General features: G+C 61.3%; 8 protein-coding genes and 1 pseudogene. 3 read left to right on the forward strand and 6 right to left on the reverse strand.

The window, feature by feature from the left end; all coding sequences use genetic code 11:
- Window positions 1-288, forward strand: a pseudogene (locus tag ACQY7U_RS04325) (mechanosensitive ion channel family protein); the annotation flags it as partial.
- Between the two features lie 31 nt (window positions 289-319).
- On the opposite strand, the gene ACQY7U_RS04330 reads toward ACQY7U_RS04325, so the two are convergent.
- From ACQY7U_RS04330 to ACQY7U_RS04340, 3 genes are all read right to left on the reverse strand, one after another.
- Entirely contained in the window at window positions 320-3,112 is a 2,793-nt protein-coding gene (locus ACQY7U_RS04330) for a cation:proton antiporter (RefSeq protein ID WP_428642343.1), read from the reverse strand.
- A gap of 81 nt (window positions 3,113-3,193) precedes the next feature.
- Window positions 3,194-4,723 (reverse strand): hypothetical protein, encoded by a 1,530-nt coding sequence (locus tag ACQY7U_RS04335; protein ID WP_428642345.1) that lies wholly within the window; start codon window positions 4,721-4,723, stop codon window positions 3,194-3,196.
- 107 nt (window positions 4,724-4,830) lie between these two features.
- The gene (locus tag ACQY7U_RS04340) at window positions 4,831-5,745 is read right to left on the reverse strand and encodes a DMT family transporter (protein WP_428642348.1); all 915 of its coding nucleotides are present in this window, start codon (window positions 5,743-5,745) and stop codon (window positions 4,831-4,833) included.
- 226 nt (window positions 5,746-5,971) lie between these two features.
- On the opposite strand from ACQY7U_RS04340, the gene ACQY7U_RS04345 reads away from it, so the two are divergent.
- Complete coding sequence (locus ACQY7U_RS04345) at window positions 5,972-8,134, forward strand: malate synthase G (RefSeq protein ID WP_428642350.1); 2,163 nt, start codon at window positions 5,972-5,974, stop codon at window positions 8,132-8,134.
- Window positions 8,135-8,434: 300 nt separating this feature from the next.
- Window positions 8,435-10,528, forward strand: coding sequence for a putative bifunctional diguanylate cyclase/phosphodiesterase (locus ACQY7U_RS04350; RefSeq protein ID WP_428642352.1), 2,094 nt, complete (start codon window positions 8,435-8,437; stop codon window positions 10,526-10,528).
- A gap of 17 nt (window positions 10,529-10,545) precedes the next feature.
- On the opposite strand, the gene ACQY7U_RS04355 is transcribed toward ACQY7U_RS04350, so the two are convergent.
- The 3 genes from ACQY7U_RS04355 to ACQY7U_RS04365 are packed head-to-tail and all read right to left on the reverse strand — an operon-like array spanning window position 10,546 to window position 14,869.
- Entirely contained in the window at window positions 10,546-11,757 is a 1,212-nt protein-coding gene (locus ACQY7U_RS04355) for a mandelate racemase/muconate lactonizing enzyme family protein (RefSeq protein WP_428642354.1), read from the reverse strand.
- Window positions 11,758-11,768: 11 nt separating this feature from the next.
- Window positions 11,769-13,256 carry an aldehyde dehydrogenase family protein gene (locus ACQY7U_RS04360; RefSeq protein ID WP_428642356.1) on the reverse strand — a complete coding sequence of 496 codons (1,488 nt, stop codon included), beginning with the start codon at window positions 13,254-13,256 and terminating at the stop codon, window positions 11,769-11,771.
- Window positions 13,253-14,869, reverse strand: coding sequence for a GMC family oxidoreductase (locus ACQY7U_RS04365; RefSeq protein WP_428642358.1), 1,617 nt, complete (start codon window positions 14,867-14,869; stop codon window positions 13,253-13,255). The genes ACQY7U_RS04360 and ACQY7U_RS04365 overlap by 4 nt, the downstream gene beginning before the upstream one ends.
- Window positions 14,870-15,023 lie beyond the last annotated feature (154 nt).

A 15,023-nucleotide genomic window follows, 5' to 3' on the forward strand; every position in this document is an offset into this window, starting at 1 on the left:
CTCGACATCACCTACGGCATCGACTATGGCGACGACGCCGACAAGGCCATCCAGATCATCCTGGATGTCGCCAATGCCGATGAGCGGGTACAGAAAGACCCGGAGCCCTGGGTGCGTGTCACCAATCTTGGCGACAGTTCGGTGGATCTCGGTGTCCGGCTCTGGTGCAACGCGGGCGACTACTGGGAGCTGAAGTTCCACATGCTGAAGACTGTCAAGGAAGCCTTTGATGCTGGCGGGATCTCCATTCCCTATCCGCATTCGGTGGAGATCCAGAAAGCAGGCTGAGACACTTCAGGTTTACAGGCTGGGGACCGCATCAGGCCGATGCGGTCTCTTTTTTTGTTGCCGTGCCTGCACCTGTTTCGGCTTCCGGTGCATTGCCAGCCTCAGCAGCCTCAGCAGCCTCAGCAGCCTCGATTGCGTCCACTTCCACTTCGGTGCTCTCGGAGGCCTCGGCATGGTCCTCCGGCGGATTGTCCGAAGCATTGCAAGGAACATCCGGTTCGGCGTCCTCGCTTCCGTCAGGAGGCAAGTCCTCCTGAAGGGGCGCTTCTTCCGCTTCCAATTCGGTTTCCGGCTTTGTCGCGAAGACCGGAACGACCGGATCTTCCATTTCGGAAATCTCCTGGTCGGTGTTCATCAGCTGGCGTTTCTCCGCGAGGCTGACCACGTGGTCACGCAGCTCCTTGTGCTGTTCCATGAGGGCCTTGAAGTCCTGCGCCCTGAGGCTGAGGAGCTGGCAATAGCCGAGCGCATAGACGTCCGCGCTGCGGCGTCCGCCGGTCATCAGGGCGATTTCGCCGAAAACGTCTCCGCGCCCGAGGCGGACGGTGTGGGTTGGCGCGCGCACTTCCACGGCGCCGGAGGCGATGAAATAGGCGGCATCTCCCCGGTCGCCCTTGCGGATCAGATGTTCACCGGGAGTGGCGAACTGCGGCCGCATTTTCCGGCGGATGGCATTCTGCTGTTTCTTCGGCAGGTCCGTGAACAGAGGATGGGCACTGACCAGCTCGCGGGTTTTCAGCCCGAGGTCCAGTTTCGGGCGCTTGTGGCATTCCCGTCGCGTGCGTTCGACGTCCCGAACGAGATCCTGATGCAGTTCGGTTCCGATCAGCATCTGTTCCTTGGCTTCGTCATAGACCGTTTCCTCCAGCCGGACACCAACCTTGCGGAGGAACTGGCTTTCCAGCGCGTCGGCATAGTCTGGGTATTGCAGGCGCAAGGCGTCGATTGCCTGGATCGTCTCGTCCTGGCGGATGCAGAGCGTGTCGTGCAGGATGTCGGCGACCCGATTACCAAGCAGCGGCCGGACTCGCCGGTTGTTGAAGTCGATCAGTTCGTCCGCGAGTATCCTGTAGACCAGCAGAAATTCGAAGCGGTCCGCCAGACGGATCGCCAGCGGACGGGCAATCCGCAGGCGTCTTTGCAGCATCTGGGCAATCCGGAAGCCGAGGCCGAACTTGAGCGGCTGACGCACCGCCTTGTTGTAGCCGGCGCGGCCGTCACTCCGGGTCAGGTCACCCGTGCGGCCCGTGAGCGTCAGGAAGCTCGAAACGGATCTGCCCGAAATGGTCTTGTCGTGAAAATGCTCCAGAACCAGTTGCTGTTCGCGGTCGGCGAGAGCGATGAGGCCGATGCGGACACGGTCCCAGTCGCTGAGCTCTTCCATCTTGTTGGTTTCCGCCGCAGCCTCCGCTGTCCGTTGTTCGTAGTCCTTCAGAACTGAGCCGGTGACCTTCGGCGCAATGTGGTAGCTGTCTGCCGCCTCCGCGATTTCATGGCGCACATCCGACAGGGCAAGGGCGAGATAGTGAGATCTGAGCGCCTCGTCGCGCGGGTTCAGCTGGTCAAGGCCGAGCAGGCGGATCAGGGGTTTCAGGCTGGTGCCGTAGACCAGAAGGGTGAACAGGACGAAACCGGTTGCCAGCTTGGTGACGAAACCGGACACTTCGGCGGACAGCAGAGCGTGTTCCGATACGCTGAGTGCCAGCGTCAGCGTCACCGCGCCGCGCATGCCGCCCCACAGGATGACGGTCTTGAACTTCTTGTTCACGGACTGGCCAATGCCGAGCGTCGTGAGCACCGGCAGAAGTCCGTAAATGACAACCGCCCTTGCGGCGAGCGCGGCGACGATCACAACGAACAGCAGCAGAATGTCGATCGGCGTGAAGCCGTCGACAAAACGTGGAACCAGGATCGCGGCGAGCAGGAAGATGAGGGACGCGGCCCAGAAGGAAATCTGTTCCCAGACCGCATGAAGAAAATCCCAGCTGGAAGGCTGAATGCGTGCGGGGCCGTAAAGATTGAAAACTGTTCCTGCGGAAACGACCGCGACAACCGCTGAAACATCCGCGAACTGGTCGCTGAGCACGAAGGTTCCGTAGGGCAGGGCAAGGCTCAGGGTCACTTGAGCAAGTGGCAGGTCCCGCATCAGGGGCAGCAGGCTGATCGCGATGCGCGCCAGCAGGGCGCCGACGATGATCCCGCCGGCAAACGAGCGTCCGATGGCGATCAGGGCCTCGGCGGCTGTCAGGGCCTGTTCTCCTGTCAGCATGTCCAGCAGGATCACGAAGATGACGATGGCGGCGGCATCGTTCAGAAGGCTCTCGCCCTCGACAATCCGGCCGAGCCGTGCCGGGGCGCCTATGTCGCGGAAGATGGCGACAACGGCAATCGGGTCGGTGGTCGCCACCATGGCGCCGAGCAGCAGGCAGGCAAGCAGCGACACGCCGGAGAGAGGATAAAGGGCAAAGCCGATGAAAGCGGTCGCGACCAGGACCGCGACAACGGCCATCACCAGGATCGGTGCGATGTCCTCGAAGATCCGGCGGATATCCAGCGTCAGGCTTGTCTGAAACAGGAGGATCGGCAGGAAGATATAGAGGATCATCTCCGAGTTCAGCGGCGGGTGCACGAAGACGTTGGCAATCGTGTTGAAGGCGTCTGTGTGCGGTGTGTAGAGCAGATAGGTCGCGGTTATGCCGATCAGCGTTCCGACCATGGCAAGCAGAACGCTCGGTGCGAGCCCAAGCCGTCGCGCCAGAGGCTGTAGCAGTGAGATCGTTATCAACAGAAGCGCAAAAACGCCTGTAATCAATGGTGTTTCCATGCGGGCATGGTGCCTTGCGTTTGCGGCGATTTCAAATTCGCCTGTCTGTGCGGGAGCCGGCGCGGTGTCCGGGCGGCCGGGTCACGGCCGGCCGAACACCTTGCGGAACGGCCAGCTCAGGAATTTCATGCAGTCCGAGACCAGTAGCCAGATCAGTGCCGGAATGGCCGACACAAGGGCAAATGGAACGAAGGTCAGTACCTTGACGATGAACAGAACCGGCGAAAGCGAATCGTTCCCGCCGGACTGTCCAAGGAAACGCCGCCAGAGCCCGTTCCACCAGCGCCACAGATACCAGCCCATGAACAGGGCAAAGGCGCAGGTGACACCGCTCAGGATCAGCGAGACGTTGGAAATCCAGGGCAACCAGCGGCTGGCGACCTCGTCGGTGTGGTCCGGATTCTCGTGATCGCTTCTGACGGACCTGACCCCTATGCGGGTGCCGGCGTCCAGCAGCCAGCCGGCAAGCGATGTGTCATCGCTGACACCCGCCGCCGGGCTGTTGGGCGCGGTGCGCCGAATATGGCTAGTCGCGGTCACGAGGCGGTAGTTCCGCTCATCCGCGGCATGGATCAAGGTGGTCGTGCCGGGCGGAGAGACGGCGGCCAGAAGGTCAGCCTGGGTCATGGCAGATTGCATCTTCGCAAAGCGCTTTTCCAGCGCGGATTTCGAGAACCAGCTCTTGCCGGGCTGAACCGGCGATGTGCTTTCGACGATCATCAGATCGACACGCTGACGTTCGGCGGCCGCCATGAAGTCCAGCAGATCTATCTGCCGGAGCTTCTTGCCATCCCGCACCACGAGCAGGCGGCGACCGGTTTCGGGGTTCGGCCTGATCTGGCCGGAGACCGCCACTGTCCTGTTCTTGAACCTTGCCAGGCTCGATTCCAGGAGGTCTGCGTTCAGGTTGACGAAGGTCTCCGCCGGGTTGACGGATTGCGCTGCTGCACTGTCGAAACGGGCCAGCTTGAGGTCTGCCCTGTTGACCGTTCTGGACAGGAACTTGATGTTGCCATCCAGCGCGTTTTGAGTTGCCGGGTCGATCAGCACGTTCGGACCCAGTTCGACGGCAAGACGGCGGCGCGTTCCGATGACTACGGGCTTTAACGGTTGAAAGCTGCCGTTCCGCCTCACCAGGACAGGAGCGACACCCTTTGGAAGTCCGTTCAGCTCGTCGCGCAATTTGAAGAAATCGGCTTCGCGCAAGGCGACCTGGACCTTGGCCGGCTTTTGGGGGCCGGAAGGCATCTTGTCGCCGGCAAGCGGGCGGGACCTGGCCTGGGCGGCCTCGTCCAGGCTCTTTGGCAGGTCCTCAAGCGATGGAACCGCAAGGCTCTTGCCTTCCGGAGTGACCAGCTGCCAGGTCCCTTCCTTGGCCGGAACCAGGGCAAGGGCGGCGCTGTCGGCGGACTTAGGCAATTTCCTGGCAATCGAAGTGCCTTCGTCCAGGTGCTTTGCCACACCGTCCACATGCTTGCCGGCCGAGCCGGCTGCGTCGCCGGTTTCCCTCAGAAGCTTGCCGAGAAGTCCGGCATCGGCCTCAGAACCCAGCAGCAGGAAAAGCGTCGCAAGCGCAATGAGAAACCTAGTTTTTTCAGGCAATCGAAACACGGACAACACACCAGACCCAATTCGAGAAACGAACGGGTGGACCTTATCAAACAGAGTTTGTCTTTTGTATGGGCTCTGCCGGAAGTGTTCGCCTGTTGAGACGTAACCTAACCTGTGGCCTTGCGTTCCGACAGCCAGATGCCGCCAAGCACCAGGATGAGGGCGGTGCCATGGTGCCACTCGAAAGGTTCGCCAAGGATCGAAACCGCCAGGATGGCCGCGAAAATCGGCACGAGATTGATGAAGACGCCGGCGCGTGCGGGGCCGATCAGTTCAACACCGCGCATGAAGAAGATCTGGGCGATGCACGAGGGAAAGAGCGCGATGTAGAGAACGACCAGCCAGCCGTCTGTCGTTGGCCACATCGCGGTTCCCTTCCAGATGTCGAAGATCAGGCCCGGGATGGAGGTAACGACGGAAATGGCTGACAGCACGGCAAAGAAGGCGAGCGGGGAAACTTGCGGCCTGTTGCGCAGGGCGAGCGTGTAGCCGGAATAGAGAAGACAGGCGAACAGCATGATGCCGTCGCCCGGGTTGATCGCCAACGCCAGCAGCGTCTCGATATTTCCCTGGGCGGCAATGAGCGTGACCCCGGCAAGCGTCACCAGAATGCCGAGCACCTGAAGCAGCCGCACGGCCGTACCGAAGGCAAGGACCGATCCTATCAATACGAGGATCGGCATCGACCCTTGAATGATGCCGAGATTGACGGCGGTGGTCTGCGTTGCCGCCATGTAGAACAGCGTATTGAAACCGACGAAGCCGAACGCCGCCATCAGCACCATGCGCGGGAAATAGGGCCGGATGAGCGGCCAGTCCGACCGGATGTGACGCCACTGCATTGGCAAGAGAAGGCCGGCGACGATCACCCAGCGCAGGAAGACCACGATCATCGGGGAGACCTCACCGACGGCGAGCCGGCCCGCGACCGTGTTGCCGCCCCAGAAGAGAGCGGTGAGGCCAAGCATGAAAATGGCGTTCCCATAGGTCAGGCCGCCGAAGCGTTTTACCAGAGCGTACATGAAATCCGTTGGATGGAGAAAAAACTGGAACCCACGGGTAGCGGATTGCAAGGCCTGCGCAAAGGGCAAATTTTGTATACCGTTATATACTGTTGGAGATAATGATCTGGATCTTTTCCAAAATGGAAAAGGTTTTAAGTGGGCCGGGGCGATTGACGTTCCCTTGCAATGTCCTCAAAACACCGCACAAAGTATGTTGGAATTTCGCCCTCAGTGGAGACAAAGTATGACCGCCCGTATTGATGCGCACGGATTGCAAGTCGCACAGGTTCTTTATGAATTCGTCAATGAGAAGGCTTTGCCGGGAACCGGTGTTGAACAGGATCATTTCTGGAAAAGCCTGTCGGAGCTCGTCCATGATCTTTCACCGAAGAACCGGGCATTGCTGGCACGGCGCGACGAACTTCAGGTCAAGATCGACGCCTGGCACAAGGCCAATCCAGGGTCGCCCGACATGGATAGCTACAAGACGTTCCTGGGCGAGATCGGCTATCTCGTCCCCGAAGGCGAGGACTTTGAAGTCGGCACCGCGAACGTCGATCCGGAGATCGGCAAGGTGGCAGGTGCTCAGCTCGTCGTACCGGTGATGAACGCACGCTATGCGTTGAATGCGGCCAATGCGCGCTGGGGTTCGCTCTACGATGCGCTCTATGGTACCGACGCCATGGGATCCCTGCCGCCGCGTGGCGGATTTGATGCGGCGCGCGGCGCCGAGGTGATCGCCTACGCCCGCAGGGTACTTGATGATGCCGCGCCGCTTGCGGAAGGCAGCTGGTCAGACGCGACCGGATTTGCCGTTCGGGACGAGGCACTGCAGGTGCTGACGGACAAGGGCGCGGTAGCACTTGCCGATGCGGCCCAGTTCGCCGGCTATTCGGGAGAGGCCGCAGCTCCCTACAAGGTGCTCCTGGTGAAGAACGGCCTGCACCTTGAAATCAATATCGACGGCAAGCATCCGATCGGCAAGGACGACAGGGCGCATATCAGCGACGTCGTTCTGGAAGCGGCCATGTCCACGATCATGGACTGCGAGGATTCCGTCGCGGCCGTCGATGCGGACGACAAGGTCACCGTTTATTCCAACTGGCTCGGCCTGATGAAGGGCGATCTGGAGGAGAGCTTCGAGAAGGGCGGCGAAACCGTCACCCGCCGCATGCATGGCGACCGCAACTACACGGCTCCCGACGGCAGTGCGCTGACCCTGCACGGCCGGTCGCTGCTGCTGGTGCGCAACGTCGGCCATCTGATGACCATCGAAGCGGTGCTCGACAAGGACGGTAACGAGGTTCCCGAAGGCCTGCTCGACGGCATGATCACCTCGCTGATCGCGTTGCACGACATCGGCCCGAATGGCCGGGGCACCAACAGCCGCGCGGGATCGGTCTATATCGTCAAACCGAAGATGCACGGTCCTGAGGAAGTCGCATTCGCCTCGGAAATCTTCACCCGCGTGGAAGATGCCCTCGGCCTGGAACGCAACACGCTCAAGATGGGCATCATGGACGAAGAGCGCCGGACGACGGTGAACCTGAAGGAATGCATCCGACAGGCGAAGGACCGGGTATTCTTCATCAACACCGGGTTCCTTGACCGGACCGGCGACGAGATGCATACCTCCATGGAAGCCGGACCGATGATCCGCAAGGGCGACATGAAGGCGTCGACCTGGATCGGCGCCTATGAGAACAACAACGTGGATGTCGGCCTTGCCTGTGGTCTGCCGGGTCATGCCCAGATCGGCAAGGGCATGTGGGCCATGCCGGATCTCATGAAGGACATGCTGGAGCAGAAGATCGGCCACCCGATGGCCGGGGCGAATACGGCCTGGGTGCCGTCGCCGACCGCAGCCACGCTGCACGCCCTGCATTATCACAAGGTTTGCGTTGCGCACCGTCAGGCCGAGCTGGCGGCACGGGAAGTTGCGAAGCTGGAGGACATCTTGTCCATTCCTGTTGCCGAGCGCCCGAACTGGGAGCCGGAAGTCATCCAGGCCGAACTCGACAACAATGCCCAGGGCATTCTCGGATATGTCGTGCGCTGGGTCGAGCAGGGCATCGGCTGCTCCAAGGTGCCGGACATCAACAATGTCGGCCTGATGGAAGACAGGGCAACCTTGCGCATTTCCGCCCAGCACATGGCCAACTGGCTGCACCATGGCGTGGTTTCCGAGGCCCAGGTGCTGGAAACCATGAAGCGCATGGCTGCCGTAGTCGATCAGCAGAATGCCGGCGATCCGGCCTACCGGCCGATGGCGGACGATTTCGACGGCTCGGTCGCATTCCAGGCTGCCTGCGAGCTGGTGCTTGAAGGCACCAAACAGCCGAACGGTTACACCGAACCCGTGCTGCACCGCCGGCGTCTGGAATTCAAGGCCAGAACCGCTGCCTGACCAGCAGCCGTCGGGAGTGTTGATGAAGGCCCCGCAGCCAGGCTGCGGGGCCTTTGGCGTTGGAAAGCGCGATCGGCGCCCCTGATTTGCGGGCATCAAAGGTGCCGCTAGGGTAGTTGTAAACGCACAAATCCGGTTCTCCGAACGTTCAACGCATCATCATAATTATTTTTTCTAAAAGATTAGTATTTACAGCTCTTTAGCCTTGTTTACCCGCTGTTATCCATACCCGGCTCTTGCTACGTGTTTTTACGAATTTCGGGCCCGGCCAAGGTAAGTTGAGAGCATCTGGAGTAAATGATGCTGTCTGTCCTTTCGTGCATTGCCTTTGAGCATGACCCGCTGTTTCTCGCTCTGGCGGTAATAATCCTGACCGTCGGGTCGATCCTGACCATGCGACTTTACGCCAGGGTCCGGCATACGAGCGGCAATCTCAGGTATCTGTGGCTGTTCCTGTCAGGCCTCATTGCGGGCGGGACCATCTGGAGCACGCATTTCGTCGCCATGCTGGCCTACAGCAGCCCGTTCATTCTCGGATACCATCTGGGCCTGACCGTGCTGTCCCTGCTGGTTGGCGTCGCCGGAACCACTTTCGGCCTGTTTGTCAGTTCCCTCACCAGACACTCCGTTCTCATTGAGGCCGGCGGGTTGATATTCGGTGCGTCCATCGCCGCGATGCATTTTATCGGCATCGAGGCGATGCAGGTCGCGGGGATCGTCACAATGTCGATGCCTTTTGCCATTGTCTCGGTGGTTCTGGCCTGTGGACTTGGCATGCTCGCCACAAACCGGATTGCCAGACCCCGGACCCGTTTCTGCCAGCACTGGGCTGCCGGCAGCTTCGTTCTCGCCGTGGCCTGTCTTCATTTCGTCGCCATGACGGGTCTTGAAATCATCCCGCTTCGTCTGGATGACAATACGTCCAACCTGATCTCCAACCAGTTGGTCGGGATTGCGGTCGTTTTCACCATGAGCGTGCTTCTGCTCTCTGCGATGATCACCTATTCGATCGATATGGCGAATTCGGAAGAGACCGATACCAAGCTTAATCATCTTGCCCATCATGACCCGTTGACGGGATTGCCGAACCGCCGCGGCCTTGACCGCTACCTGGAAGGTTTCCTCGCCCGGATCGCCTCGCAGAACTCCCGGTTCGTCGTGCTCAATTGCAACCTGACCCGGTTCAAGGAGGTCAACGAGGTACTGGGGCACACCGGCGGGGATGCCCTTTTGCGCCATGTCGCCAGGATCCTGTCAAACAACCTCAATCCCGGTGAATTTGCCGCCCGGGTAAGCGGAGACGAATTTGTTGTCGTCAGCAAGTCCATCTTTCATCGCAGCGATATCCAGAAGCTGTGCGAGCGGGTTCAGAAGCAGATTTCGACCCCTATGATATGGCAGGGCGAGCAGGTCAATGCGAGCTGCAGCGTAGGTTACGCCTGCTATCCCGATCACGCGGCGAACGCCTCCAAGTTGCTGCAGGCCGCCGAACGGGCCATGCACAGGGCCAAGAGAGCCGGAAACGGGGCCGTCTTCAGCTACGATCCGGGCAAGGACCGGCAGACACGGGAGCGCAGCGCTCTGGCTCTGGACATGCGCAACGCGTTGAGGAACCGCGAATTCGAACTCTACTACCAGCTCCAGAACAATGTGCTCACGCGCGAGGTGACGGGCACGGAGGTGTTGCTGCGCTGGAACCATCCCACCCGGGGCATCATTCCGCCCGCAGAGTTCATTCCGATTGCCGAGGAGACGGGGGAGATCCGCGAAATCGGAGCCTGGATCATCCGTACCGCGTGCAAGGAGGCCGCCAGCTGGGAAAAACCGGTCAAGATTGCGGTCAACGTGGCCCCCATTCAATTGGCCGACAGCCAGTTCCCGGGTGTTGTCGCCAGCGCTCTGGAAGACAGCGGTCTCGAACCGGCGCGCCTTGAACTGGAGATCACGGAAACCGGCATCATCGCCGATACGGCGCATGCCTTGCAGATCATCCATCAGCTCAAGCGCATCGGTGTGCGCATCGCCATGGACGATTTCGGTACCGGCTATTCCTCGCTGGCGACACTGCAGGCGTTTCCGTTCGACAAGATCAAGATCGACCGGGAATTCGTCAAGGATCTCGGCGGCAACAAGCAGTCGGAGGCAATCGTCCGGGCGACGATCATCCTCGGCGAAAGCCTCGAAATCCCCGTGCTGGCAGAAGGCGTCGAAACGGAAAGCCATCTGGGTTTCCTCGCCAACCAGGGCTGCAACGAGGTGCAGGGGTTCCTGTTCGGCAAGCCGATGCCCGTGAAGGACATCCGGCGGATTCTGATGGCCTCCACGGCTCTTCATGCCGACGCGCCGGGTTCCGTCGTTCTCCCTGAACCAAAGATTATTCCCAAGGTCGCATAGCGGCCCGGATCGGTTCGCTAGAGCGGTGCCGCCGGGCTTTCCTGCAGGTTCAGGTGCAACCCGGTGCCGGTATAGGGGTGAGCGCACGCGACCGCCTCGTTGAGGTCGTGACCGAGGCCAGGTTCGTCCGACGGTATCACATAGCCGTCCTCCCAGCGGATCGGCGTCTTCAGGAGGTTCGCGAAAAACCCGTCGAAGGTGCGGATGGACTCCAGTATCAGGAAATTCGGACTGCAGGCCGCTATCTGGATGTTGGCAAGGGCGACAATCGGGCCGCAATAAAGGTGCGGGGCGATCTGAGCGGAGCGGCATTCGGCCATGGACGCGATCTTCTTGGCCTCCAGCAGCCCGCCGACCCGCCCCAGGTTCATCTGCAGGATGCTGGCGGCCCGGGTCTCGAGAACGCGGAAAAACTCATATTTCGTGCAGAGCCGTTCGCCGGTGGCAATCGGGATCGACGTTGCTCTTGCGACTTCGGCCATGTCTTCCGGACTTTCCGGGGGAACCGGTTCCTCGAACCACAGCGGATCGTAGGCTTCGAGGCGGCGGGCAAGACGCTTGGCCCCGGACACGGTGAATTGCCCATGCGTGCCGAAGAGAAGATCTGCCTTGGTGCCAACGGCTTCGCGGATGGTACGGCAGAAAGCTTCGGAGCGTTCAAGATCCTCAAGGCTCGGCTGATGGCCGTCATAGATGGTGTAAGCACCGGCAGGATCGAATTTGACAGCGGTGAAGCCTTGCCGCACGGCCGCCAGCGCCGCCTCCGCGGCCAGGTCGGGGTGGTTGTAGACATTCGGCGTCTCCGGATCCGGATAGACGTCGCCTTGCGGCGGATAGAGATAGGTGTAGGAGCGGAGCCGCTCGTGCACCTTGCCTCCCAAAAGCTGATGGACGGGCTTTCCGGCGGCTTTGCCGATGATGTCCCAGCAGGCCATTTCCAGTCCCGAGAGCACACCCATCACGGTGACGTCCGGGCGCATCGTGTAGCCGGCGCCGTAGGTTTTGTGCCAAAGTTTTTCGATCCGGTGCGGGTCTTCGCCCTCGAACTGGCGCTGAAACACCTCCCTGGCCATCTCGGCTACGAGGTGGGGGCCGAAAGTGGCATTGTAGATTTCACCATAGCCGGTGATGCCGCAGGCGGTGACCAGCTTGACGAATATGAAGTAGCGGCCGCCGTGGCGGGGCGGAGGGTTGCCAACGACGAAGGTTTCGATCTGGTCGAGTTTCATGGTGTGTCCGCTTAGCCTGCGTTGCTGATGGTGATTGCCTTAACCTTGGTATAGGCGTCGAGGCCCTCCCAGCCCTTCTCCCGGCCGTAACCCGACTTCTTGTTTCCGCCGAAGGGAAGTTCCAGTCCGCCTGCCCAGTAATCATTGACCGAGACCTGGCCGCAGTCCATGGCGTTTGCAATCCGCATCGCCCGGCCGACATCCTTCGTGTAGACGCTGGCAATGAGGCCGAAGTCAGTGCCGTTGGCAAGGGCAATGGCCTCCAGTTCGGTTTCGAAGGTCTGCACTGCCAGAACCGGGCCGAAGATTTCTTCCTGCACGGCAGGGTCCTTCGGGCCGAGGTCTGCGATCACGGTCGGCTGGAAGAACCAGCCCTTGCCGGTTTGCCAATCGGTGGTGACATCCCCGCCCGTCAGGATGTTGGCGCCGCGCACCCTGGCGGCATCGACATGAGCCTTGATGCGGGCAAGATGCCGGGCGGAATTGATGGCCCCCATCTCCGGCGAGGTCAGACCGTGCGCGGGCCTGAGCCTCAAAGCCCGCTCTGTCAGGATGGCCAGCACGTCGTCCCGGATGGCCCGGTGCAGGATCAGACGGGACCCGGCCGAGCAGATCTGTCCGGAATTGGAGAAGATCGCCCAATAGGTCCCGTCGGCAACCTTTTCCGGATCCGCATCTTCGAAGGCGATCAGCGGAGACTTGCCGCCCAGTTCGAGGGTCAGGCGGGTGACGTTGGGGGCGGTCATCCGCGCGACGTCGATGCCGGTCGAAACCGAGCCTGTGAATGTCAGCTGCTTCACGCGCGGATCGCGGGCCAGTTTGGCACCGACATCGGTCCCGAGCCCGGTTACCACATTGACCAGTCCTTCGGGTACGCCGGCCTCGCACAGAAGCTCCGCCATGACGAGCGCGGTGTAGGGGGTGGTCTCTGCAGGCTTGGCAACGACGGAGCAGCCTGCCGCCAGCGCCGGAGCGACACCACGGGCAAAGGTGGATGTCGGGTAGTTCCAGGGGATGATGTGCCCCGTCACGCCGACCGGTTCGCGCACGGTAAAGGCGGTGTATTCGGGGCCGAGATTGACAGAGCGGCCGTCGAGTTTGTCGGCAGCGCCGGCGTAATACTCGAACAGGCGGGCGGAGGATTGCACATCGCCGGATGCCTCGGCGAGGGTCTTGCCGCTGTCGATGACTTCGAGGACCGCAAGCCGGCCGGCGTTCTCCCGGAGAATACGGGCGACGTCGTTCAGGAGGCGGCAGCGTTCGGCGGGCTTGACCTGCCGCCAGTGGCGGGCGGCCTTTTCGGCCGTGCCGATGGCGCGGTCCATTTCCGTGTCATCGCCCAGGGAAAACTCGGCGAAGGCCTCCGCCCGGCCGGGATCGAAGCTTGCCATCTTGCGGTTGGAGGCGGGCGTGAAGCGGCCGCCGATGAAATGTCCGTCCGGCAAATCGGGGAACCTGCCGGATGTCAGATAGTCCTTTGCGAGCTCTTCGGCGGTCATGTTCCTGTTTGTCTCCGGTCTTCAAGTATGAGATCGGCCCCTTTCAGAGCCAGCATCATGGTCGGTGCGTTGGTGTTGCCCGAGGTGATGTTGGGAAAGGCGGAGGCGTCCACGATACGCAGACCTTCCACGCCGTGGACCTTCAGGCGGCTGTCGACAACACTGGTTCCCCGGTTCTCTCCCATGCGGCACGTGGAGACGGGGTGATATACGGTGCTGGCCCGCGCCCTGAAATCCGCCAGTATTCCGTCGTCGTCAAGGCTGAGGAGATCAGGCGCGACAGCTTGTTCGACGAGACCGCTCAAGGCCCTGCTGCTCATCAGCTTCCGGCACAGCCTGCCACCGTCGATCACGGTTCTCCGGTCCTCTTCCGTGGCAAGCGAATTCGGCATGATCTTCGGTGGAACAGCGCAATCGGCACTTTGGATTTCAATGCGTCCCCGGCTGGTGGGGCGGGCGGGCTGTGCGCAGATGATGAAGCCGTCGAAGGGATCGACCTTGATGCGGGTTCCGTTGCCTGAAGGCACGAGCCGGTAGCTTATGGGGTTGAAATAAAGCTGCTGGTCGGGCCGTGTCAGGTCAGGGCGCGAGCGCAGAAAACCGCCGCACTGGTTCACCGAAAGGGCGAGTGGCCCCTTGCGGGTGAGGGCATATTGCAGGGCCGCCAGCGCCTGCCCGGTGAATGGGCGCAAGACGGCGTTCAGGGTCTTTTCCCTGGCCTTGAAAGTGAAGTTCGCCGCCAGATGATCCTGAAGGTTGGCACCGACGTTGCTGTTGGCATGGACCAACGGAATGCCGAGATCCTGAAGCAATGCGCCAGGTCCGATGCCGGAGACCTGAAGCAGCTGGGGCGAGCCGATGGCGCCTGCCGACAGGATCACTTCCCGGCGGGCGAGAAGCTGCTCCCCCGTTTCAAGTTCGACACCGGCCGCGGTCGTGCCGACGAACAGAATGCGCCGTGCCTGGGCATTCGTTCGCACGATCAGATTGGACCGGGCGCGGGCCGGGCGCAGGAACGCCTGCGCGGAGGAACACCGCCTGCCGTTTCTGGTGTTGATCTCATATATGCCGCAGCCCTCGGGCGCTTCGCCGTTGAAGTCGTCCGTCAGGGGCAGGCCCAGTTCCCTGGCCGCCGCGAAAAAGTGCCGGTTGACCTTGTGGATCTGGTCCTTGACGTCCTGGACATGGATGGGGCCGCTGCCCGATCTCTGGCCATTCGGTGCGACCTTCGTTTCAAGCCGGTCATAGACCGGCCGGACACCACGCCAGCTCCAGCCCATCGCACCGGAGGCTTCCCAGTCGTCGAAATCGCCCGGCAGTCCGCGGCAATAGACCATGGCGTTGATGGAGCCGGACCCGCCCAGAAGACGGCCGCGCGGCCAGGTAATGCTACGGCCTGCGAGCCCCTCGTCGGGCTCCGTCATATAGCGCCATGTCCGCCTGGGGTCGGCGTTGAGCTTGCCGTAGCCGATGGGGAGCGAGACCCAGGGGGAAGCGTCCGTTCCGCCGGCCTCCAGCAGCAACACGGTGGTTTGCGGGTCGGCGCTCAGGCGCTCGGCCAGAATGCAGCCGGCGGAGCCGGCACCAACGATGATGTAGTCGACCTGTTGCATGCGCCACACCGCCAGAAGACAAACGCTTGCGGTGAAGTTTCCGGGAAACGCCGGAAATCCTGAAACGAAAAATCATTTGGTATAACCTTGAAAAAATTTGAAGAAGGAACTTGTTTGCACAGCTTGAACCAGTGAAACGGTCAACGTCGAACAG

Source organism: Roseibium sp., from assembly GCF_050301095.1.
GTDB lineage: Bacteria > Pseudomonadota > Alphaproteobacteria > Rhizobiales > Stappiaceae > Roseibium.

Bases quoted from the DNA above. Each gene is read 5' to 3' on its own strand.
- ACQY7U_RS04330 (WP_428642343.1), bottom strand. From the start codon at position 3,112: ATGGAAACACCATTGATTACAGGCGTTTTTGCGCTTCTGTTGATAACG.
- ACQY7U_RS04340 (WP_428642348.1), bottom strand. From the start codon at position 5,745: ATGTACGCTCTGGTAAAACGCTTCGGCGGCCTGACCTATGGGAACGCC.
- ACQY7U_RS04345 (WP_428642350.1), top strand. From the start codon at position 5,972: ATGACCGCCCGTATTGATGCGCACGGATTGCAAGTCGCACAGGTTCTT.
- ACQY7U_RS04350 (WP_428642352.1), top strand. From the start codon at position 8,435: ATGCTGTCTGTCCTTTCGTGCATTGCCTTTGAGCATGACCCGCTGTTT.
- ACQY7U_RS04355 (WP_428642354.1), bottom strand. From the start codon at position 11,757: ATGAAACTCGACCAGATCGAAACCTTCGTCGTTGGCAACCCTCCGCCC.
- ACQY7U_RS04360 (WP_428642356.1), bottom strand. From the start codon at position 13,256: ATGACCGCCGAAGAGCTCGCAAAGGACTATCTGACATCCGGCAGGTTC.
- ACQY7U_RS04365 (WP_428642358.1), bottom strand. From the start codon at position 14,869: ATGCAACAGGTCGACTACATCATCGTTGGTGCCGGCTCCGCCGGCTGC.